Origin of the sequence: Paenibacillus sp. FSL R7-0210, from assembly GCF_038009085.1 — a bacterium.
GTDB lineage: Bacteria > Bacillota > Bacilli > Paenibacillales > Paenibacillaceae > Paenibacillus_AQ > Paenibacillus_AQ silagei.
The window spans coordinates 5352378-5375758 of the sequence record NZ_JBBPAR010000001.1; the positions used below are offsets into that span (position 1 = coordinate 5352378).

Below are 23381 nucleotides of genomic sequence, written 5' to 3' on the forward strand. Positions count from 1 at the left end.
AGGGTTGTGTCAGCACCCGGTATGCTGCTCCCGCTCACTCGGGAACCAGCTCATAATACGCCCCGTATTTAGGCCCATCGGTGAAAAAAATACGGATAAAGTCGTCTTTGCCGACCTCAATCGGCGGGAGCTGGTTGCGCCCGGGAGCGAAGTCCTGGACGAACGGGAACCTTGCACCGTCCTCCTTGGAGGATGGGTGCGCATCCCGCTTTTTGACGTAGCAGAGCACTTCCTTCGGCACCGGCACCTCGGCAGTAATCGTCATCTGCACGGTTTTCAGCTTGCTGAATAACCCTTTTTTGTGCTGGACCGCGTAGTAGATCCTCGCTTTACCCGCGCTGACGAGCGCCCGGTTACCGCCATCCTGCTGGCGGACCAGCAGCGTCTCCCCATTCCCGCTAAGCCGCACGTAAATGGTATAAGCCACCATCCCGATCTCGTCCAGCCGGTCCCGGTACCCGTTATTCGCTTTGTACTCTTCACGCGTATAGAGCTTCATGCCCGGAGGCGGATGCTCATGACTGTCCGGTGCCTCCGCAGAGGCCTTATGAATATATACCGCCTGTACACCGTCCGGCCAGCGCCAGCGCAGCGTACAGAACCGGTCCTCCACTCTGGATACAACTTCGGTAATCACCGGTGCTCCAGCGTCTGCCTCGGCGTACTTCATGGCAACCTGCCCCTTTCCCTGCATCTGGCTTAGAACCCTTTACTGCCGCGGTTACGGCGGGGTGAATGAATACTGTCAGCAGGCGCATTACCAGCTCCGGCAGCTCTTCCCCGGCGCGACAGGCGCCCTTCCCCTACAGGCACGATATATGTGAACAAGGTGAGAATAGCCGCCAGAACGAGCAGCGCCAGCAGCCGGGTCATAGGGTCCCAGAGCGTGTCGCCGTTCAGGCCCGATTCCAGAATCAGCCCCGCCACAAGTCCCGATACCGCGCCCCCGATACTGAAGCTCCGGGCCAGATGGCGGTTATCGAACACAATGCCAAGGCCCAGACCCAGCGCCGTGCCGAGCAGCATCAAGGCCAGCACACGCACCACAGCATAATAAGGGCTGTCCGCGGTCTGGTCGCTGCGCTCGGTCAGCAGTGTCCGGTCGCCCAGACGGTCATAAATCTGCTGGAATACATCGCCAAGCCGGTTCGCATCGGCCACATCATAATACTGTCCGCCGGTGCCGCTGGCGATATTCTGCAGCAGACTTGCGCCGGACGGATCATCCAGGGCCAGCCCGATCGTATTTACTTTAATTCCCCGCGCCACATAGTCTGTCAGCTCCGTAGAGGTATTGAACTGGCTGACGCCGTCGGATAAAAGAATAACCATCGCCCCGCGGTCCGCGCCGTCTTCATGAATCACCTTCATCGCTTCGGCCAGCGCGCCGCTGATGTTCGTTCCGCCTTCGGTCGTCTTCAGACTGCTGATGACCTCCATGACCTTCTCGCGGTTCGCCGCTTTGGAGAGCGGGAGCAGCGGCTGGACCACGGAAGCCTCGTTGCTGAAGGTGACTACAGCGACTTTGTTGTCTTTTTTGAGCTGCTGCACCAGATTCTTGGCCGCCGCGTAGCGCCGGTCTGACGGATCGCTCTGCATCATGCTGCCGGAATCGTCAATCACCATGACGACATTCTTAACCGGCTTGCTGCCGCCGAAGTTCAGCTCGTACACGAACTCGGTCAGCGTGCCCACGCCAAGCAGCAGCACGACCATGAGCGGGAACATTTTCCACGAGGTCCCCAGGTAACGCAGCTTCCAGGACTGTCCGTTCAGCCTCGGCGAGAGGGTCTCTGCCACCAGAGCGCCTATTCCAACACATAAGGCCAAGAGGGCAAAATAGATGCCGACCAGCACCATCTGAGGTAAATCATACGGCCTGCGGTCCAGCAGCAGCTCACCGAGCACGAACGCTACACCCGCGCCGAGCAGACTGAACAGCAGCAGGAGCAGATTGATTTTTCGCTGCATTGCATTTCATCCTTTCCGGGAAAAGCTTGATCAACACACGCTTCCCCATTCCATTCTATTGCACATCCGGCAGCAGAATGAATGAGAATTGTCCTACAAAGCCTGTTAGTGTAGGCCCGTACCCGCGTCCGGGACCCGGAGCATGGGCATTATTATGGTGAGCCCTCGGATTTCGGCCGCACCCCTGTAATCAGGGGCATTAGTGCTCCTCATTTGCTGGTTCGGCGCACTTTCGGGAGAATTCAGGAGCACTAATACTCCTCATTTGCTGGTTTGGCGCACTTTCGCTGAAATCAGGGGCACTAGTGCTCCTCATTTGGTGGTTCGGCCTACTTTCGGTGAAATCAGGGGCACTAATGCTCCTCATTTGCTGGTTTGGCGCACTTTCGCTGAAATCAGGGGCACTAGTGCTCATCATTTGGTGGTTTTGCACACTTTCGCTGAAATCAGGGGCACTAGTGCTCATCTGGCGCGCGTACGGCGAAATCGAGATCACTATTACTTACACACGTCAGCACCAGAGGGATTTATCCCTCTGTTTCCACCATCCGGCCCACTTTCAGCAACATTAAAGGGATTTATCCCTCTCTTTCCACCATCCGGCCCACTTTCAGCAACATTAAAGGGATTTATCCCTCTATTTCCACCATCCGGCCCACTTTCAGCAACATTAAAGGGATTTATCCCTCTCTTTCCACCATCCAGCCCACTTTCAGCAACATTAAAGGGATTTATCCCTCTTTTTCCCGCCATCCGGCCCATTTCCACCAGCATTAAAGGGATTTATCCCTCTCTTTCCCGCCATCCGGCCCATTTCCACCAGCATTAATGGGATTTATCCCTCTCATCCCGCCGTCCAGCCCACTTCCACCAGCACCAAAGGGATTTATCCCTCTCATCCCGCCATCCAGCCCACTCTCAGCAGCACATGGTCAGCCGCCGAACTCGCGTGGACTATAGATCCTGCGGTTGTGTTAGCCTGACCTAATATGGTTGTGATAGTCTGACCTAATATAATAGTTTGTCATAGCACTCATCTAATCTAGTCCGCTCATCAGCACTCCACTCATCTAATCTAATCTAGTCTCCGCTCACAGCACTCCGCTCATCTCATCCCGGCTCTGCTCATCAGCACTCATCCCATCTATTCCCTACTCATCGCATCTCCGGCAGCTGCTCTTCTTCCAGACCGTGGAGCTGGTATCCGTTGCCGGCATAAGTCTCGTAATAGACCTTACCGTTGCGGTAGTAGAGCAGGTCCTCCAGGTGGAAGCCGCCCATCAGGTTAAGCTTTTCCACGCCGCTGCGGCGCTGCTCATGCACGAAGCCGAGCCGGTAGATGCGGGTGGTCTCGTCCGCGCTGAAGGCGTAGCGGAGGAATTCGGAGGAGCTGTCACCGAAGAAGTACTTCTCCTCATGCCGGTGCTCCTGCGTATACTCGAACAGGCGAACATTCATCGCCGCCTCCTCCTCCAGACTGCGGTAGAGCTGCTTGAACAGCTCCTCCTTGGAGACGATATCCCGGTTCTCGTAAGCGGCTGCAACATTAGCGCGCCGCAGCAGCTCCTCCTCGAACGGGAGCGTGAACGGACCCGCCGTAAGCAGCTCCCGGCGGCACAGCCCGATCAGCCGCTCAGCCAACGCCTGGCCGCCTCCGTTCACCAGCAGCCCGGAGAGACTGCCCATGAACCGCTCGCTGAAGAAGATCCCCGCCCCGCGCCGGTTTTCGATGTCCTTCATGACCTCATCCGTCACCGTGCGGTAGTACTCCATAATATTCTGATCTACCGTCTCCTTGCTGCGGCCGATGCTGGCCAGAGCGACACTCTGCAGCTCTTCCTCCAGTGCTTCCATCTTCGCAACCTTGGTCTTGCTATCTGCATGCAGCTGCTCCAGTGCAGCGTCATAGCGGAGACAGAGGGCCAGCTCGCTCTCCAGCAGCAGAAGCTCATACTTCTTGCCGTAGACAGACTCGAACAGGTAATGAATGAAATTGCGCACCGTCCGTTTGTCCAGCAGCGGCACCCGCTGGAACGGCTGGCGCTCCACGCTCTCCGCATAGAGCCGCTCCAGCTCCTCCTGACCGGAGAGCAGAGCGGAACGTAGTCCGCCCATATGCTGGCGCAAGGCCTGCAGGACGCTGCCTCCCTCACCTGTCTTCTCACTGGTCCATTCCGCCAGCTGGTAGAAGGTGACCGGGGAGGCTCCCGCCTCCTCGGCAGCCAGCACTCCGGCCCACTCCCGGGCCGGATCAATCCCGGCAGCTCTACGAGCAGACACCTCCGCAAAATTACTGCGGAAGTAAGCCTGCGCCCCTTCCCCGAACAGCAGCTCCTCAGCCTCGCGCAGCGAGAGCATCCGCAGCTGTGAATAGGACGGACGCCCGTGGCTCATCAGCCCGGTCATCTCGGCGAGAGCGGACTGCTCCGGCAGCAATTCCGCCGCGCGGTCCCGCAGGGTATCGGCTCCAAGGCCAAGCATCGCCTGCCGCTCCTTAAGACTCCGGGTATGGCCTGCACGCAGCCGCCCGGACAGATAATGCAGTGCATGGTACAGCACCGCCAGTGCAATCTGGCGGTTCGGCCGCCGCACCGCCGAGAAGCCGGCAGACGCATAGCCTTGTCTGCCTGTGCTGCCGCGGATGCCGCTTTTGAACGTCATATTATTGTAGCCGCCGTGCCCGGAGGCCTGATCGGCCGCAGGCCGGACCCGGTTCTTCAGCAGGCTGATGTGGGCGATAATCTCGTAATTGTCGTCCATGCCATGGACCGACATCAGTCCGCGCTCATTCTTGTCGGAGAGCAGATAGACCAAATCGAACAGCGGAGAAGGACCATGCGTCACGGGAATGGACAGCCCTTCCTCCGTCACCAGCAGCGGAGCGCTTAAGGCATAATCCGCCGCCTGCATCCCGTCCAGCTCACGCAGACAAGCCAGCCCGACCGAGCTGGAATAGCCGAAGTTATCCCCCTGCTCACGTTCGTTAATCAGCGCGTACAGATCAATCTGTACCGATTTGAACGACTGGCTGAGAATGGCGCGGGCCAGCAGCACGATCTCCGGCATCAGCACATTCTGCGGGTCATCGACCCGTGTAATGACAGACAGATGGATGACGTCAAAAGAAGAATACAGCCGCCCGTAATCCGCTATGCTGTTGCTTAACTGACGCAGCGTCCGGTTCATTCCGGCTAAATACTGGCTATCCTCATGAAATTCACGGTACAGCTCACGCCGGACCGTACGCGGATCACGCCCTGCCGTATCCGGCAGGGTCATGTGCATCACGCGTTCATGGACACTGCTGTTACCGCTGCCGATCCGCCCCTTGACCCCCTCCTTCTCCTGCGTACTGCCGCTGCCGTTATGCGAACCGGCATGCAGTGCCATCACGCCGCCTACATTGTCCCATTTACGCTGACAGCGTTCCAGCACCGGACCGATGGCCGGGGTCACCTTATCGCCCAGAAACAGGAACAGCGCAGGGTAATGGATACTGCTGCGCCCATCCCCCTTATTATGCTGTGCTTCCTCCTGGGCAGCGTATTGCTCAGCATATTGTAAGGCCTGATCTCTGATCATAGGCCTACTTCAGCTTTCTGCGGATGCTGCCAAGCTTGCCGGTCAGGCTCTTGTAGAAGCCGTACATTTCATCTCCGTTGGCATGCTCTACCCGCTCATATTCCAGAGCGTCACGTGCCTCCAGGAACGAGACATACATCCCTTCCAGCTTATACAGCAGCGGAGTTACATCTTCAGCTGCCGTCATTTCTCCGGCCCGGCGCGCTGCCTTGCGGAGCAGGAGACTGCGGCTTTTCTCATCCAGCTCACGGAAATGGCGGTAGACGGCATACTCCACATAGCTGCGTTCCTTCATCAGATTCGCGAACGGCTCCCAGGCATCCTCGTCCTCGTCACGGTCATAGACATAGAGCGCGCCTTTTTTGGTAATGGTATCGGTGTACAGCGCCTCAATGAACTGGTCCAGCCATTTGTCTTCATCCAGATGCTGATGCACCAGCGCTTCCAGTTCCGCAGATTTGGCCGCCAGCGCATCGTATTTCGCCAGCTCCTCACGGACACGGGCAATGAGCTGCGGGGAACGGATCAGGTTCTCCTGGGCCAGCTCCAGATTAATACTGCCGAAGATATCCTTCACGGCTTCACGTTCAATACCTGCTGTGCGGAGTGCTTTGAGCTCCTCAGCGGCCTTGCGCACTTCACCCAGATTCGGACGCGGCGCATCCAGCTGCAGATCATAAGCACCCAGCAGCTTGCCCAGATCCAGCGGCTTCGTGAAGATCACGGAGAAGCGGCTGCTGGTGTTCTCGTCCACACCCTTCTCTATGATCACACCGGACTCCAGCGCCCGGCCGAAATCTGCCCGCACCCTGGCATTGTACTCACGGACCCGCGGATTCGCATACGTATCGCCCCAGGACTTCTCCGGGATCGGCGAAGGCAGATAGGTCCAGTTGTCCTTATCGGTCATCACCAGATGGCGGCCGATGCCTTCCTTGTCGAGAATGGTCCGCTCGTAGTTCTCCTCGTACACCCGCAGCGGCGTATAGACGAACAGCGGCACCCCGTTGCGTGTATTCAGCCAGAAAATCCGGTTCTTGACCTCGCTCTCCTTGATCGTGAACTGCGATTTACCGAGTGCATTGTTCTGATAATTCCGCACACCCTTCAGAATCCCCGGCGCTTTCACCGGCACAGAGACGAAGCCCCAGGACGGGAAGTGCAGACTGCCGGAGCTGTTGCTGAGGTGGAAAATCGGCACCGCATCCTCATCCAGACGCCCGGCAATAATCCGCTCCACGAACTTATCCAGCGGTTCCTCGCGCCCGTATTTCATCACCAGGAAATCCTCCATCGAACGGGTAATGAGGTCCCCGAACTTGTCGCTGAGGAACTCGGATATGGAGCGGACAATATCAATCTCCTGCTCCCTTACCCAGCGCCCGGAATGCTTCAGCATCTCACGTGTGAAGTCACGGATCAGATCATCGCCGTCCTTCTGGTCCATGATTTTGGAGATGGTCGCCGAGATATCCGGCACGTTGACGATATTCCAATAGTAGGTTTTGTTGCCCTTGTGGTCGGCCTGCTCTTCGCCGTTAATCAGAATGTCGCCGTTCTTCTCGAAGATCGAGCTGAGCGCGGTCAGAATCTCGGTGAACACACCGTAGATCCGGCTGTTCTCTTCATTCAGCAGCTCATACAGATCCTCATAGAACTGGATCATCTGCTCGGTGCGCTCCACATCGGCATGCAGCCAGTATTCATTGATTTTGGCTTCAATATAGGCGTTCTTCTTCTTCTCTTTGGACACAAAAGCGCTCCGCGCATCGCCCAGCTTATCCTCTGCACTCTCCTGTGCGGTCTCAATATCACGCGGCAGGCGCAAGAGACTCTCGCGCAGCGCTTCAATATAAGACTGGATCAGCTTCAGGATGCAGAAGCCCTTCTCGGTGTACAGCAGCCGCGACACATAGAACGGCCCCTGCTCAGGATGCAGGAAGATGCGCTCCAGCTCTTCGCCGAACCGTCCGGCAATCTCACCCGGAAGCTGCTTCTTGGATTTGATATATTCCTCACGCGCACGGGCCAGGAAGTTCTGCTCCAGCTCCGTATCCATGCTGACGACCTGATTCTTGACGACATTGGCATGGCTGAGGCGCTCGCTGTTCTGATAACCCGGCAGCGGCTCCGGCACACGGGACTCGAACGTCTTGATCATCGTATCAAGATCGATGCCGAGCTTGCGCGCCATCTTCTCCACATCCTCCTGATTCGGGGCGTGATGGAACATCTTGTCCATTTTGTCGAAGAGACGGTAAGCCAGGTAAGTTGTCATTTCCTCAATCGGCAGCACGGCCGAGGATGCCCCGATAATGTTGTATTCATAGTTGGCAGGATAGGTCTTGTTCATCTGGGCAATGTTCGTGCGGATGTTGCTGATATAGTCATGGATGGCAAACTCCTCGCCGGAGGCCTTCTCTTCACTGGCCATGAAGTTGGTGATATTCTCAGCCGTCACGTTCATGCAGTAATCGTAGGCGTTCTCCAGCAGCTTGCCTTCCGTATTCGTTGCGGAGATGAGATGACAGAGATTGAACGGCGGCAGCGGCGAGTTGACGCTCAGAATATTGCCGTACTTCTGGCGGAAGCGTTCGCCCCGGCTGTCCACGTTCATCCAGTAGTCCAGCTCTTTGAGCGCGGCATACCCGTTCTTGCGGATATATTCGCGGGTATGCTCGCTGAGGCTCTTGTTGGACAGATTGACGTCCGGTGTGAACAGATAGCCCAGCGTATTGACACGGTCTATCCCGGCTGCGCCGTAGTCACGCTCAATAATGCCGCGCACGATGTAGGCAATATCCAGGAACGCCCCGCTGCCGGTTCCGCCGGACAGACCGGTAAGCAGGAAGACCATGAGCTTCTTGCTGGTGCCGACAGACAGCGTCTTGATCTTCTTGTCGATGGCGGCAACCACCTGGTTAATCTTCGTGAACAGCAGCAGACGTCCGGCCTGACGCACCCCGGCGGCTCCGTTCATCCCGTCTGTGATGCTCAGCTCCGGCGACAGCCAGTCTGTAATGTAAGAATCCAGGATGCTGCGGTTCTGCAGCAGTCCGCCGATCTCGGCATTGGCCAGCAGAACGAATTCATTCTGCGGGTCGAGGCCGATGCCCTTGTATTTTTTGCCGCGGTCCTGTTCATTGGTCTCGAACGCCAGGAACTCCACGTTGTCGGGCTTATCCCGTTTCTTCTTGGACAACGGATCTTCAGGCAGCTTGAAGCGGCGGTTAATCTGGTATTTGAGCCGCAGCAGGGCATCGATGCCCGTGCCGCCAAGCCCGATAATGAGGATCGGGTTGTCGATGGTATCCACTCTGATCTTGTCGCTGACGATTCCTCCGCCAAGCGATACATCCAGCTGTTGAATATGTTCTCTTACTACCGGTTTCATAGGTTCTCCCCCAAAAGTTGTGATAGCCTACACATCCCGAATCACTTCGCGTGATCGCTTCGGGAGCATACACTTAGCCTGCTTATCAGATCAAATATTCCAATAGAATCGTCTTGTCTACCGTCTGCAGAGAGACCGTTACCCGGTCCCCGCTCTTCATCTCCAGGCCCCGCGAGGGATCAGCAGCACGCCCCGAGCGTTCCACCGAGATCCCTTCGCCTCCGCGCAGCAGAAGCCGGTCATGGGTTCCCGGGGTGAAGACCAGCTTTTCGCTCTCCTTAAGTTCAGGAGCAAGCTGCAGGAGCTGGTGAAGAGTGAACTTGCCGCGGAAGGCGGCGAGCTTCTTGTACTGCGGATAGGTTTTCTCTCCGGTGTTGCCGTCCACCACTTCCACCACCAGTTGTCCGACGAACCCCCGGTTCGCCTTACTGCGCAGCAGCCAGAATGCGGCTGCAGCAGCCAGCAGCAGCACAATGCCGCCGATGATATAGTACAGCGTGTTCGAGGTCTTCTCCTCAGCAGGCTCTTCGCCCGCAGGAGTGCCTGCTGACGGCGGGGTGGTCGCCACCGTTCCGGTCTTGGCATTGATGGTCAGCACATCGCTCTCCCGGTAGAAGCTGCTCTCTTCGGCCCGGACCTTCAGCTCGTATTCATGATTATCCTTGATTTCAAAAGCACCCTTGAACTCGGCACCCGAGTTATCCAGCGGAATCTCCTGCACCTGGCCGGTATCCTTATCTGTAACCAGCAGCACAGCCTTCATATCCTGGTACAGGCTGCTCTCTGTTACCTCTGTTCCATTGCTGAACAGATGCGAGGAGATATCCACCGTATCGCCTTTGCCGTAAGACTTGGAGGGCAGAGCATCCAGCTTCAGCTCCAGATCGTAGTTGAATACCAGGTTAATATCGATCTTGTCCTTCGGCACACCCTTGACCTGGAGCTTCCAGTCTCCCTCCTCCGGCGACAGCAGCTTGATCAGCGTATAGCTGGACGACTTGGATAACAGCACTTTATCGGAGGGGATCGCTACTTCCTTCCCTGCAGGATTACTGAGCTTCGCGGTCACCGGCTTCGAGGACATGATGGAGATATTCGCTTCGAGTACGCTGCCGTTAGGCACATTGACCGTAACTTCCTGATAATCGCCGTTTGCCGTAATGGACGGCACCGGCACCACCTTCAGCTTCAAATGGCTGGCAAAAATCTCGCTGAGAATCTGCGGCAGATCATCCGCGGAATTCGTAGTGAACGCCTTGCCGCCTGTCTCGCTGGACAGTCCGGCCAGAATATTCTTGTTCAGCTTGCCGTCAGCATTCAGCCCTATGGTATATACGGGATACCCCTTCTGCTTGGCAGCCTCTACTGCCGCCTTCAGCTCCTTGTCGGAATCGGACTGTTTCCGGCCGCTGGCTTCATTCAGGTCATTGTTGCCGTCCGCCAGCATGACGATCATCGGCTCATGGCCGGGATCGCTGCCGTTCTCCAGCACCTTCACCGCCTCTTCCATCCCAACCGCCAGGTCTGTGTAGGGTCCGCGGCTAAGCCCGTCGATGAAATTCTTCAGATCCTCCTTATCGCCGGCGGATTTGATGCCGAGCAGCGCCTTCTCGCGCTGTACCTTATCGGTGTAGGCCACAATGCCTACCTTATCGCCTTGGGTGGACAGCATATCTATGAACATCTTCATCGCTTCATTGGCAATCTTGTTCTTGTCGCTCTTGTTCATCGAGTTGCTGACATCGATCAGCAGCACAGCATCAATATGTGAGGGTGCGGCCGAAGCCGCACTGGCTCTCGAAGCAGCATATGGAGATACAGTGATACATAGAATCATGAGCAATACAGGCAATATGCGCTGCAGTCTATTCTTGGCCTTACTGAAATTACGTTCGTTACGAAGCATAAATAGGGCTCCTCTTGTGTGAAATTAGGCGGATATGGCAGATCCGTAACGCATAGCTAAATTCTGTCAATAGCATGCCATTATGATATAATTAAACCTTGTAAACTTCAACATAGTGACCGCTGGACCGGCACTTCCGCTAGTGGCAATCGCCATCCTGAGCCGGATAGACTATTCTAAGTATACGCCGTAATCCTGAATATTTGATTAAAAGACCGTAACCAGAGCAGAAAGGAAGAGTTCCATGATTACATACGCCATACTCGGGATAACGTTTCTCTATGCTGTGATTCAGATCATTCTATATGCTTCCCGCCAGCGGAAGCCGCTCACCCGTGAGGATATCGACGAGCGCCTGCTGGCTGCATTGAACGGAGGGGATACGGCCCGTGAGTAAAAAGAAACCCGTCATCTTCCGTCCCTTCAAAGCCCCCCGTTACTCCTTCGAGAAGCTGCGCATCTGCCGCCGCTGTCACCGTTACACCGCGCTGGGCGAGGAACGCTGCACCCGCTGCGGCCGCGCCTCGCTGACTCCGGTGGAGAAGTATGCAGTGTCCCAGGCCGGGCGCAAGGTCCAGACCCGGCTGCTCGTTATCCTCCTGCTGACCCTGGCCGGAATCTATTTCGGACAGAATCTGCAGCAGATGGTGCTGTGCGGCGCAGGCGGTCTCGTAATAGCCGGACTGGTCTACTATACGCAGCGGAAAGTACGGCAGAACGAAAATTTGTATGCGCTGAACAAACTGCTTGGCCGTAATATTTTCAGCATCAAGGAGGATCTGGAGCTGAACCGCCAGGAAGCTGTGACGGTACTGCGTGAGAATGATGTGCTCGCTTATGAGAAGCTGCGCGAGATCTCCGTACTGCTGCGCGGAGACCGGATCTCCCGCCAGCGTGTCGCCCTGCTGCACGGGTTCCAGCTGCGCAAGGACATGACGCTGGAGCTGGAGCAGCTGCTGCTGAAGGACTTCGAGCCGCTGCTGGCAGAATATATCGGCGAGATCGCCAGGGTCCGTCCCGAGCTGATCAAAGACCGCACCCTGCGCTATGTCAAGAATTACGAGGTGCAGATTCTCGAAATGGATGAGGGGCTGGTCATTATGACCGCCGTTGCCAGTGCTGCGGTCCGCATGAAGCGATACGCGCTGCTCTACTCCGGCATGATCGGCCGCTATGTGCAGGAGCTGCCCAAGGACCGGTTCCTGCGCTTATCCAGACTGATTGCCGCGAATCCCTATGAGCCGTGGAACGGCCTGGATGTCAAGGTGGAGGAGATCCGTGAGCTTAAGTACCGCTGGGACCCTGAAGTATAAGGTTAGAAGCCGACTGCCGCTCTAATCCTTATCTATCAATAAAGGGGCTATATTATATGACGATCATAAGGGCTATAACCCTGCGGAATATTATGATTATTCTGTGTATTTTGATGCTGCTCCCGCTGGGACAGAAGGCGCTGGGGATTAAGAATAAGCTTCAGGATGTACAAGAAGCTGGAGAACTGTACGCTGCTGGGGAACTTATCGCTGCCGAGAACAAGTACCGTCTTGCAGCGGCCAATCATTCGATTCTATATAAAGAGAAAGAAATTTCGGCGAAACTGACAGAGCTGGCTCCTATTACGAGCATCCGCACGAGTCTGAGCAGACTGTCCTTAACGCTGGAGGACCAGCTGACGGTGAAGGATTTCGCAGGGCTTATGGAGAGCTACGCCTCTCTGCTCAGCCTGAAGAGCAAGTATATGACGCCGGGCGGTCCCTATGAAGCTTATTATCGACAGCTCTCGGCAGATTCAGGCTTGTCTGATAAGATGACTGCGGGGTTCAGGCAGTTCAAGGATGAGTATCTGGCCGGACTCGCCGCCGGGCCGTCCAAGGGAGAAGATTCAGGGGCAGCCAGCGATAGTAAGGACAGCCTCAAATGGAGCCTGCTGCAGATTCCGGCAGACTATTACGGAGGGGTGGCGGCCAAAGAGGAGTTATTGGCTGCGAGCTTCAAGGCCCATGATACCGCGAGGCTCAAGGCTCTGGCCGCAGCCGGAAGCTTCGGGCCTATGCTGGAGAGCGCCCTATCTATGGAAGAAGCTTATAAGAATCATAGCTATACCGCACCCTGGCTTAGCAAGCAGGTTCAGGAGAGCGCTTCGCTCATCCTGAACAAGGATCTGGACGGTGACCTCACCGCAGCCTTCGCCGGACATGCCGCCCGCTACCGCAGCTATGCGGCATCAGCCGGCATCACCAGCTCCAAGGTGCTGAAGCTGATCGACAACAGCATCGCCCGGCTGCTCCGCGAGGGCGCGCGCCATGTGCGCGGCGGCCGGTATGCGGATGCCATCAGGCTCTATGCGGAGCTGGCCCCGGTGCAGGACACCTCCGGGGAGACTGCTGCCGCAACGCTTGCCTGGAATACGGCCGAGCCACTCCGGCTGCTGCCTGGCGGAGAAGTGCAGGGCAGCTACTCCCTTACAGCCTCCGTCACCGACAAGTACGGTGCCAAGGTAGCCGTAGCCGGAGTAGATGCTGGCGGCAAGCTGGTCTACGCCGAGATGAGCGGGGACGGCACGGTCTCCACCCGGACCGGGGAGGTGATCCCGGGTTCGGGGATGCTGAGCGCTCTTTCTTTTGACGAAGCGTTGTCTGCTTACTCCGAAGTCCCCGTAGTTGTAGCTAACGGCGGTGAGGCTGACGGACGCAGCATCTTCACAGGCTATACCATCCGGCCGGAAGGAATCTCCCTGCTGTTCAGCTTCACAGGCAGCAGCTATGAGCTGATGGCGGAGGATGGCTCCATCCGCGTAATGAACACGGATCTGGCCGATGGTACTGCCGGCAGAACCGCTATTTTCCGCCAAGTGAACGGGGCATATGAATTCTCGGAACTCTATCAGGAGTTCACTTACACCCCTATAGATGCTACACAGCTTGAGCTGTTTCCTTATGAGAAGGTGATGCTGTCCTGCGATATTTACTTTGATGCTGCCGGAAGAGCAGTTGCGCGTTCGAATGGACGTGAGCTGCTGCTTCAGGGCGAGGTGCCGCTAATGACCGGATCTGCCGCAGTCAGCGGCCAGTTCGCGAATGAATTCGGAGAGGTGGAGACGGAGCTTGGGGTGCAGACGGTGCCTGTGTTTGTGGTCGATTCGGCCCAGAGCTTAAGCCTGACGCCGCCTTGATGTGCGGAATACAGAGATTACAGGTCGCTGAGGGATGGCTGCGGTGTCATCGCCGGGTGTTGCACCGTTTCAGAGAGGCATCAAAGAATGGTGTGGTGGAGCGGTGTGTGGGATAATGTGCAGTGTGCGGTGTGCGAAATGATGTCGTTGTGGTGGCGTAATTGTAGCGTGATGGCGGACAACTGGATGCTCCGCGGACTGTGAGGACTCTATTTGGTCAAAAAGACAATTTTTCTGCCCGCCACGAACTGAGAAGGCGTTAAAAGGTGCGGTGACGCTGAAAATGAGGCGATACAGGTTGGTTAAGGACCTCTGAGTCCGGATAGATTACCGTAATAGCGCAAATAGCAAAAATAGCGGCCTTCCAGTCCGCATGGACCGAAAATCCCAAAATGGAACACAAAAACGCAAGAGTCACACGGGATGTATGCCGCCCTGACTCTTGCGTTTTCTTTTGACGCGTGGAGATGCGTGGTTATCGTTCACGAACGGCGGCCCTTAGCGGCCATCAGACGTCCCTTCTTACGGCTGAACAGCCGGAGATACTGCTTCCGGGTAGACAGCACCTCCGCCGATGCGCTCAGCGTCTCCTTCACCTCGCCAAGCACCTCCTGAGTGTCCTTGACCGACTGCTTCATCCGCCCAAGCTCCGACTTCACTCCGTCACTCCGCAGCTTCGCCGCCTCCACCGTCTCCTGCATATTCGCTTTGAACTCATCCACCGGAGCCTTCAGTCCATCGACGGATTGCTTTACCCCGTCCAGTGACTGCTTCAGCCCATCGATGCTGCTCTTGAATTCCTTCAACGGATTGCCCATGTCGTCCCTCCTAAGCTCTCTTTCTCTATATTACCCAGAATGGAGGGAGCGGGATTCAACTCACCTGAAACTCTACTCTATTACGGTATGTGCAGATGCTCCGCGCCTTTGCGCTTACTGCTGTGCCGGAAGGAATACAGCGGCCAGACGGAAGACAGGCCTACTGCCGCAGCACAGGCTACGAACACCGCCACATAGCTTCCGTTCGGCTTGTTCCCCCCACTGATCATCAGACCGCCGGCCGCCGTTCCGAACATCATTCCGATGTTGCGGGATAAGGCCAGTATACTGCTGACCCGGCCAAGCTGCGATTTTGCCGCCAAACCCATAACGATGCTTGTGTTAGGCGAAGTAATCATTCCCATAGCACAGCCTAGCAGCACGACCGGCAGCACCATCGCACCTGCTCTCAAAGCAGGGGAGCCAAGGCCCAGCGCCAGCAGCGTGACACTCATCAGCAGCAGGCCGGCGGCCAGAATGCCGAGCGGTCCTTTGCGGTCTGCGATACTCCCGCTGACAGGGGCAGTTACCACCAGCGCCAGCGGATAGCCGATCATGATCAGCCCCACCCACGCAGGCTCAGCTCCGGATAGGCGCAGCAGCGAAGGCAACGCCAGTTGTGCGGCAAAAGCGGCCATATACGTGATAACCGTAATCACAATTCCGGCAGCAAAGCTCCGGTCCGTGAACAGGCTGAAGCCGTTCTCCGCGGGCGGGGAGTTGCGCTGAGCGAAACGGGCATATCCTGTATAACCCGCTGCCAGCCCTACCGAGACCGCGAGCAGCAGCAGTACGGGTACAGACAGGAATGAGGAGCGGCTGCCGAGATCGAAGGCCACCATCAGCGAAGTAAGACAGACAGCCATCCAGGCTGCTCCGGCCAGATTCATCCGGCCTCCGGCGGTCTCTGTATCCCGGGGAATCAGCCGGTGTGCGAGCATAGCCACGGCTCCCGCAACAACGGCCAGCAGCCAGAAGTTGCTCTCCCAGGCAAACCACTGGATCAGGAAGCCGCCTAAGGCCGGACCTGCCATCGAACCCGCAGCCACGAAGGTGCTCATCAGCCCCAGCGCCCGGCCCCGCTGCTCCGCCGGGAAGAGCGAGACGATCAAGGCCATGTTGGTTGCCTGATACATGGAAGCCCCGGCCCCCTGCAAGACTCTGAAGCCCAGCAGCATCGCTTCATTCTGGGCGAGCGCGCAGCCCAGCGCCCCTGCTGCGAAGGCGAACAGCCCCAGATTATGCACCTTACGGCGGCCGAATCTGTCCCCCAGCCTCCCCATCACAGGCAGCAGCACTGAAATGACCAGCAGATAGATGCTGACCAACCACTGTGCAGAGGCCACGGGAATCTGCAAATCAGCGGAAATATCAACCAGCGATATATTGAACATCCCGGCGGACAGATTGGACAGGAACGCCCCGAGACAGATGACCACCTTAACCGCCGTGAGGTTTACGGCCCGTTCCGGTGACGGCATCGTGAGGCTCACGACAGCTGCTGCAGCACAGGCTGGTTCCAGATCTTCCAGCCCGCTTCAATCTCTGCGGCTGAAGCAACCACGCCGAAGTATCCCTTCATATTTTCCAGCGTCATGTCATGCGCCGCCCGGGAATAAGAGGCACAGGCGTCCTGAACCATCACAATCTGATAATCCAGCATGAACCCGTCCCTTGCGGTCGACTCCACGCAGACATTGGTGCTCACTCCAGTCATAATCAGGGTTTCGATCCGCAGCGAACGCAGCACCGAATCAAGCCGGGTGTTAATAAAAGCGCTGTACCGGTGCTTATTTACAATAATCTCCTCCGGAAGCGGGGATACCTCGTAGAATTCAGCCCCCCAGCTCCCCCGGCGGCAGACACTCAGCGAGCCCCGCCCGGAGCGGGAGGTCCAGACCTGGGAATCGGTCGCTTTTTCATGGTAGGTCTGGATGTAAATGATCGGCACTCCCTGCGTTCTGGCCGCCGTAATCAGCCCGTGGAGCTGCGGCATCATCTCCCGCACAGCGGATACATCATTGCCTCCAGAAGCCAGTGCGCCCTCCTCATGGCAATAATCATTCTGAACATCTACTATAATAAGGGCCGTTTTATCAGGGATAATCAGATCGGCAGTTAACTCCATTTTGGTCACCTCTTTTATTTTTGAAGACCTGCGGGTCTCAGCTTACTTCGCTGCTGTTTTATTCACAAATTGCATATCGACCAGGTCATCATAGGTATACTCGCCTTTGTAGATTCCGGTCTTGATCATTACATCCATATCCTTATCCAGCGCCTCCTGCGAGATCACTCCATCCGGACTCCAGAGCTGGTCGTCATACGCCCGGTCAAGCGCAGCTTGGGCAGCAGCATCGGAGAGTGTAGGGAATTCCGCCTTCAAGACACGCATCGCCAGCTCTTTATCCTCCTGGATCACCTTCAGCGCCTTGACGACAGCATTCACCGCCTTCTGTACCGTTTCCGGGTCCTTCTCCAGGGTAGACTTCTTCACGCTCAGCACCGAGTAAGCATAGTCACCCAGATCATGGAATTTGTAAAAAGGTTCATCCCACACCCCCTTGCTCATCCCGTCACTGATCTGCGGCTCCGCGCCGTTCGCAATATCCGCGGCCCCCTGCTGGACCATCGCCACCACCGTGGAGCCATCCGCAGGCTCCAGCAGCCGCACATCCTTCTGCGGATTAAGCCCAAGCTCCAGCAGCAGATATTGGGTCAGCAGGTTCGGCGTTCCGCCATGCCGTCCGGCATTCAGTTTCTTGCCCTTCAGGAAGGCTGCCAATTCCTCATCTGAGCTGCCTGCCGGGGCTGTCCCTTTTTTGGCCATCAGATAGACATTCGCCCGGTTCACCACATTGCTGACCGAGACAATCGGGTCTGAGTTGCCGATATTCGCCAGCGCATTGGACTCCGGTCCGCCGATGACCGCCCAGGCATCCCCGCTGACCACCGAGGTGACATGCGTGCCGCCCGCAGCCTGAAGCATCTCTACCTCAAGACCCTCTTCGGCAAAATACCCCTCATGCTGCGCCACGTACAGCGGCAGATAACCTGTATAATGCAGCGGCTCGGCGATAACCAGCTTCTTCAGCTTCTCCGCGCCGTTCCCGGCAGCGGCTGCTTCTACTTCAGCATTGCCTTTACCGCCGCAGCCGGACAGCAGAATTACAGAGGCCAGCAGGACGGCCGACAGCTTCATTGTAGTAACATTCTTCATTGGCTTCTCTCCTCTATCTTGTTGAAATGATTGCCCGCTTCTTAAGCCTTTTTCATCCCATATCCCTTAGACAACCACTTCTCCAGCAGCACCACTCCCGCATACATAACCATCGACAGCGCAGACAGAACGACAACGCCTACCCAGACCAGATTAATATCGAGAATAGTACCGGCGTAGATGACCATACGGCCAATGCCATGGCTCGAAGCAATGAATTCTCCGACAATCGCACCGGCCAGCGAGAGGGCAATATTAATCCGCAGACTGCTGATCATCCAGGGCATCGCCCAGGGAATGACTACCTTGGTAAACACCTGATGCCGCTTCGCCCCGAGCGAATACATCAGCTTCTCCATGTCCTTGTCCACACTCTGCACGCCGCTATGCGCCGACAAGGCCGCCACAACCACAGTCATGGCAAAAGCTAGCGCCACCTTCGAGAAGAAACCGATGCCCAGCAGAATCACCAGCACCGGGGCAAGCGCCAGCTTAGGCATAGCGTTGAGCAAGATCAGGAACGGTTCACTGATGCCGGCAAATTTGCGGGACCACCAGAAGGACAAGCCGAGCAACGAGCCAATCAGCGTTCCGCCGATGAAGCCGAGAATCGTCGAGCTTGAGGTATAAGCGATATCCTCCAGCAGCGTCCCCTCTGTCATCTGAGTCCAGGTTGTGCTCATAATCCGCAGCGGGCTGCTCCAGTAGTACGGGTCCATCCAGCCGATCCGGGTGAACAGCTCCCAGCAGAGCACGATCAGCAGCGCCACAGACAGCCGTCCAATCCCGATGATCCGCCGCGTCCGCCGTCTGGCGGCTTCTTCATCAATGATGACGGGCACTTTCTGCATTTTGTCCGGCTTGACTGAATAGATCGGGGCGGGCTCCAGCTTGTGAATGACATAGCCTTTCTTGTGTACACTCTCCATGGTTGTCCTCTCCTTCAACAGTTTATGAGTTCTAAGAGATACGGGTGGCTGGCTCCTGGTCCCCGCTTGACAGCAGATTCAGCAAGTGGGCTTTCAGCTCCATGAATGAAGCAGATACCGTATCCTCCTGGTGTCTCGGACGCGGCATATCTACAGAAATCTTGGAGATGATCCGTCCCGGCCGCCCGGAGAAGACATAGATGTCGTCAGACAGATAGATGGCTTCATCAATATCATGGGTGACGAATAACACTGTCTTGCGGAAGTCTTCCCAGAGCTCCAGCAACCAGTTCTGCATAGTCAGCCGGGTCTGGGCATCCAGTGCGCCAAAGGGCTCGTCCAGCAAAATAATATCGCGCTCATACAGCAGCGTACGGAGCAGCGCTGCCCGCTGGCGCATCCCGCCGGACAGCTCTGCCGGGTAATGGCCGTCGAAGCCCTTCAGTCCATAGCGGTCCATCAGGGGCTTGGCCCGGGCTACCGCTTCCTTGCGCGGCACCCCGCGGATCTCCATGCCCAGAATAATGTTGTCCAGTATCGTCCTCCAGGGCAGCAGCATATCCTTTTGCAGCATATACCCGACATATCCGGTCTTCCCTACGATATCCTCTCCGTCTGCAAGCACACGGCCGGTGGAGGGCGGAATCAGGCCCGCGATAATATTGAACAACGTGGACTTGCCGCAGCCGCTGGGGCCGATAATACTGACAAATCTGCCTTGTTCTATGGAGAGATTCGTCTCCTGCATGGCCATAATCTCCTGCCCGTCACGGCGGAACCACTTGCTGACACCGGCAATCTCAATTTTGGTTTTCATAGAATCAGCTCCTTAAGAAAGTAATAGCATAGTTACGATAAACAAAAAGCCGCCAGTTCTGGACACAGCCCCGCAGGGAAATGTCCGAAAACTGACGGCAGGCCGGCTCTCCGAAAGATCAGAGTTCCAACGTAGCGTTCAGATAATGCTCAAGGTCCTTCTCCAAAATTATGATCGTACCGGAATACTCGGTCTCCACATCATAATCTTTAAGAACGGCCTTAATATTGACTTGAAATTCATCCAGAAATGCCTGCTTGATCTCGGCTTTGAATACTTCATGCAGCACCAGATTCATCTGGCGGCTTGCCGCAGGATCATGGGTATCCAGCACCTTAAGTACGGGCACCCGGCTATTAATGGATAAAATAATAATCTTGTTGCCCACGAAGTCGACCTTCTGCTGCTTAACGCCGGCGTTGAACAGCTTCTTGTTGATTTCGTTGTAAATCCGTAGAATATCCTGTTTCCATTGTCCGGCGGAAGCGATCATTAGCGATCACACCTTTGCTGCAATAGATTATGTTATTAAATGTGACTTGTAAGCAACTATATCGCCTGTGTGCCCACCGCTTATACATCATTATAGATAAATATAAAGACTTGTCAATAAAAATACGGAAGATAATATCACATAATTAAAATAAAAATATATATTATGGTAGAATATATAACATTTAAGTCGCCGGGTTCACGCGAAGCTCCTCTAGCAGCTTCATGACTGCCGATTCTTCAACCGGAACAGAATAAGAACCGTCGGCAAAACGCTTCATCCTCCCGATACCGTCCTGGAAGACGAAGCGGATGCGGCCATTGCGTACTTTTTTGTCTGTGTACATCTTGTCCACTAGTGCCCGGTTTGAAATGTACTCTGGAAGCTCTGTTGGCAGGCCCGCCTTCTTCAGCAAAGCCACCACACGGTTAGCCTGCTCTTCCGTCATATAACCAAATTTCACACCCAGCTTCGCCTGGATGACCAGCCCCACTGCAACTGCCTCGCCATGCAGCAGCCGGTAACCGCTGAGTGCCTCAAGCGCCCGGCCTGCCGTATGCCCCAGATTCAGAATCTGCCGCAGATTACTTTCATGCTCGTCCTGCTCTACCACTTCATATTTGATCCGGCAATTCGTCAGTGCAATATGCTCGCATACCCCGGCATCCAGGATCAGCTCCCCTTCTTCCGTAATAATTCTGTCCATATTCGCTTCCAGATAGCTGAAGAACTCCTCATCACTCATGCAAGCGTGCTTGATGGTCTCGGCCAGACCGCTTCTGAATTCACGGGATGGAAGTGTCCGCCAAGCGGCCAAATCTATGTATACTTTACGGGGCTGGTGAAAGACGCCGATCAGGTTGGTGGCGACGGGTGTGTTCACGCCTGTTTTGCCGCCAACAGAGGCATCCGCTGCTGCCAGCAAGGTGGTAGCATAATTCAGAGAAGGCACTCCACGGCCAAAGGTCCCTGCCAGAAACCCTGCCAGATCAGTCACCGCTCCGCCCCCTACCGCGATAATACAACAGTCTCTGCCGTAGGCTTGGCTTAGTATTTGGTCCTCCAGCAGCGCTTTGGTCTCACGGGTCTTCGAGCTCTCCCCCGCCGGAAAAGAGAATAAGTCCGCCTGGAATCCCTCGCGCCGCAGCAGCTCCAATAAAGGACGGCCATACAACGGCTCCACCGTAGAGTCTGTAATAATAGCATATTTACTGACTCCCTCAATCAGCCCCTGCTGCAAATCGCGAACTAATGAGGCAAACAGATGCTCACCGATTTCAATAGAGTACGAGTGATCGACTACTTTTTGGAGGGTTACTTCAAAGCTCTTGGACATGGGTTGAGCCCCTTTCATCAATAGACTGTAGCTTGCAGGAGAATGCAACTTGAAGATTTCATTTACGGATCATCGTCCGGTAGACGAACTTCGGCAGCGCGGATTGTCTGCGCCAGCGTGACTTCTGGCCTTTGGCGACGGGTGAGAATAACAGTCTGTGCGCCCACTCCAGATTCATTTTTTTCCAGATGGCCGGTGCCGGTCTTACTTTCCCCGAGATCACATCCAGACTTCCGCCCACGCCAAAACCAAGCTTAATTCCCTGCAATTCATCCTTGTGCTTATACAGCCATTTATCAGAGTAAGGCGCTCCCATGGCAAGAATGAGCACATCCGGCTTGGACTGCTGAATACTGGCGATGATCCCTGACTCTTCATCTGGCGCAAAGAACCCGTGATGCCTCCCGGCAATCTTCACCTGCGGATAGCGCAGATTAATCTGCTCCACCGCCAGTCTGCTAGTAGGCTCATCTGTTCCCAGAAAATAAAAACTCCAGCCCCGCTCATTTCCTTTCGCAAGTAAACTCAGCAGCAGGTCGTAGCCGGTCACCCGCTCCGTGATAGGATTTCCTTGTCTTCGCGCAGCCATCACAATGCCGATCCCGTCAGGGACAATCAGGTCTGCCGAATGGATAATTTCCCGCAGCTGTTCGTCCGTCTGACTCGCCAAAGTAATCTCCGGATTCGCCGTAATGAGATGAAACAGCCCTTCCTGCCCGTCCATGATCTGCTCGTCCAGCAGCGAAGTTGTCTGTTCCAGCGTCAGTTTGGAGAAGGGGACTCCCAGAATATACACCTTGTCCTTCATCATCTCACCTCTCCCATTTGTCTAATCCCATTCATTCCTCAAAGTACTTCCACCACTCCACCAGCCAAGGCTCATCTAAGCCGCGCAGGCGGAATTCCTCCAGCAGCACCCGGCGGACCCGCTTCTCCATCTTCACAAAGCTGTTATCCTCCTGATACATTGGCGCATAGGACAGATCTTCTGATAGGTATTGCCGGAAGTCCTTCATGCAATCAAGCACCCTTATCCCCACTGGAAGGTGCTCTGCTACCTGTACAAGCCATTTATCATACGGATAGGGGTGGCCTTCCACTGTGATGGCACAGCGTAGGGCCTGCTTGAACACCTCCACCGCCTGAAAAAGAATCGGAAAAGCCTCTCCCCGGCGCACGGGATTATCCAGGCTTTTGGCAGCACTCCGAAGGTCTATGTATGTCTTCTTCCGCAGACTCATCAAATGTTCTGAAGGCAGCGGAACCGCTTGCGCAAACAGCGCCTTCAAAGCCAACGGGTCATGATAGAGACAGGCGACTGCTGCATTCCACAACCAATCCAGTTGTCCCTTCTCCAGCGCCTGCTCCAGCTCCGATAATTTGAGCAGGGTGTAGTGTCCTGTTTTGCCGCTGGGCAGATGCACATCTACAAACAAGCTGCTTCTCTCCGGGATCAACTCTGCCCGTTCGAAACGGCTCGTAATCGGCTCATAGCATTCATCCCGGCAGACCAGGATCAGATCAATATCCGAGCTGTCGTCCACAATCCCGAGCGCCGTTGATCCATCCAGCAGGATGCTGATATGCCCGCAATCCTCCGCAAGCAGCGGGTGATTCAGAATGTGCGTGCTGATATAGCTGCCAATTTCACGAAGTAATTCATTGTGCCGCTGCCGGTTGTCCGGCTTCAGCAGCAGACTGGATAGACTTGCCGTCCATAGCACACGCTTCCCTCCCCCTCAT

At 55.8% G+C, this 23381-nt stretch carries 19 protein-coding genes; 3 read left to right on the plus strand and 16 right to left on the minus strand.

Features of this window, described 5'->3' with window-relative positions; translation table 11 throughout:
• Nucleotides 1-34: 34 nt before the first annotated feature.
• The 6 genes from MKY64_RS22610 to MKY64_RS22635 form a co-directional block, all read right to left on the minus strand.
• Nucleotides 35-670 carry a beta-mannanase gene (locus MKY64_RS22610; protein WP_340943941.1) on the minus strand — a complete coding sequence of 212 codons (636 nt, stop codon included), beginning with the start codon at nt 668-670 and terminating at the stop codon, nt 35-37.
• 29 nt (nt 671-699) lie between these two features.
• Entirely contained in the window at nt 700-1971 is a 1272-nt protein-coding gene (locus tag MKY64_RS22615; protein WP_340955841.1) for a vWA domain-containing protein, read from the minus strand.
• Between the two features lie 498 nt (nt 1972-2469).
• A complete protein-coding gene (locus tag MKY64_RS22620) occupies nt 2470-2724 on the minus strand; it encodes a hypothetical protein (RefSeq protein ID WP_340955844.1) in 255 nt (84 codons plus the stop codon).
• A gap of 402 nt (nt 2725-3126) precedes the next feature.
• Nucleotides 3127-5553: a transcription initiation factor TFIID gene (locus MKY64_RS22625; RefSeq protein ID WP_340955846.1), complete on the minus strand. Its 2427-nt coding sequence runs from the start codon at nt 5551-5553 to the stop codon at nt 3127-3129.
• 4 nt (nt 5554-5557) lie between these two features.
• Entirely contained in the window at nt 5558-8947 is a 3390-nt protein-coding gene (locus tag MKY64_RS22630; RefSeq protein ID WP_339253814.1) for a tubulin-like doman-containing protein, read from the minus strand.
• Nucleotides 8948-9032: 85 nt separating this feature from the next.
• Nucleotides 9033-10853, minus strand: coding sequence for a vWA domain-containing protein (locus tag MKY64_RS22635; RefSeq protein WP_340955847.1), 1821 nt, complete (start codon nt 10851-10853; stop codon nt 9033-9035).
• A gap of 244 nt (nt 10854-11097) precedes the next feature.
• Between MKY64_RS22635 and MKY64_RS22640 the strand changes: the two genes are divergently transcribed.
• From MKY64_RS22640 to MKY64_RS22650, 3 genes are read left to right on the plus strand one after another with little or no spacing between them, the layout of a single operon-like run.
• Nucleotides 11098-11250, plus strand: a complete 153-nt coding sequence (locus MKY64_RS22640) for a hypothetical protein (protein WP_155991665.1) — start codon at nt 11098-11100, stop codon at nt 11248-11250.
• Nucleotides 11243-12166, plus strand: coding sequence for a hypothetical protein (locus MKY64_RS22645; protein WP_340955849.1), 924 nt, complete (start codon nt 11243-11245; stop codon nt 12164-12166). Before MKY64_RS22640 ends, MKY64_RS22645 begins: the two co-directional genes overlap by 8 nt.
• A gap of 56 nt (nt 12167-12222) precedes the next feature.
• Complete coding sequence (locus MKY64_RS22650; protein ID WP_340955851.1) at nt 12223-14025, plus strand: hypothetical protein; 1803 nt, start codon at nt 12223-12225, stop codon at nt 14023-14025.
• A 482-nt stretch (nt 14026-14507) separates the two neighbouring features.
• On the opposite strand, the gene MKY64_RS22655 is transcribed toward MKY64_RS22650, so the two are convergent.
• The 10 genes from MKY64_RS22655 to MKY64_RS22700 form a co-directional block, all read right to left on the minus strand.
• The gene (locus tag MKY64_RS22655) at nt 14508-14843 is read right to left on the minus strand and encodes a hypothetical protein (RefSeq protein WP_340955853.1); all 336 of its coding nucleotides are present in this window, start codon (nt 14841-14843) and stop codon (nt 14508-14510) included.
• An 80-nt stretch (nt 14844-14923) separates the two neighbouring features.
• Entirely contained in the window at nt 14924-16336 is a 1413-nt protein-coding gene (locus MKY64_RS22660; protein WP_340955856.1) for an MFS transporter, read from the minus strand.
• Nucleotides 16333-16971 carry a cysteine hydrolase family protein gene (locus MKY64_RS22665; protein ID WP_340955858.1) on the minus strand — a complete coding sequence of 213 codons (639 nt, stop codon included), beginning with the start codon at nt 16969-16971 and terminating at the stop codon, nt 16333-16335. Before MKY64_RS22665 ends, MKY64_RS22660 begins: the two co-directional genes overlap by 4 nt.
• A gap of 42 nt (nt 16972-17013) precedes the next feature.
• A complete protein-coding gene (locus MKY64_RS22670; RefSeq protein WP_340955861.1) occupies nt 17014-18063 on the minus strand; it encodes an ABC transporter substrate-binding protein in 1050 nt (349 codons plus the stop codon).
• A 41-nt stretch (nt 18064-18104) separates the two neighbouring features.
• Nucleotides 18105-18914 (minus strand): ABC transporter permease, encoded by an 810-nt coding sequence (locus MKY64_RS22675; RefSeq protein WP_445323361.1) that lies wholly within the window; start codon nt 18912-18914, stop codon nt 18105-18107.
• A 109-nt stretch (nt 18915-19023) separates the two neighbouring features.
• Entirely contained in the window at nt 19024-19809 is a 786-nt protein-coding gene (locus MKY64_RS22680) for an ABC transporter ATP-binding protein (RefSeq protein ID WP_036731326.1), read from the minus strand.
• Between the two features lie 118 nt (nt 19810-19927).
• Nucleotides 19928-20302, minus strand: a complete 375-nt coding sequence (locus MKY64_RS22685; RefSeq protein ID WP_200869600.1) for a Na-translocating system protein MpsC family protein — start codon at nt 20300-20302, stop codon at nt 19928-19930.
• A gap of 184 nt (nt 20303-20486) precedes the next feature.
• Nucleotides 20487-21638 (minus strand): 3-dehydroquinate synthase, encoded by a 1152-nt coding sequence (gene aroB, locus MKY64_RS22690; protein WP_340955865.1) that lies wholly within the window; start codon nt 21636-21638, stop codon nt 20487-20489.
• 58 nt (nt 21639-21696) lie between these two features.
• Nucleotides 21697-22449, minus strand: coding sequence for a WecB/TagA/CpsF family glycosyltransferase (locus tag MKY64_RS22695; protein WP_235192051.1), 753 nt, complete (start codon nt 22447-22449; stop codon nt 21697-21699).
• Nucleotides 22450-22477: 28 nt separating this feature from the next.
• On the minus strand, nt 22478-23362 hold the full coding sequence (locus MKY64_RS22700) for a hypothetical protein (RefSeq protein WP_340955868.1): 885 nt from the start codon (nt 23360-23362) through the stop codon (nt 22478-22480).
• Nucleotides 23363-23381: the final 19 nt, after the last annotated feature.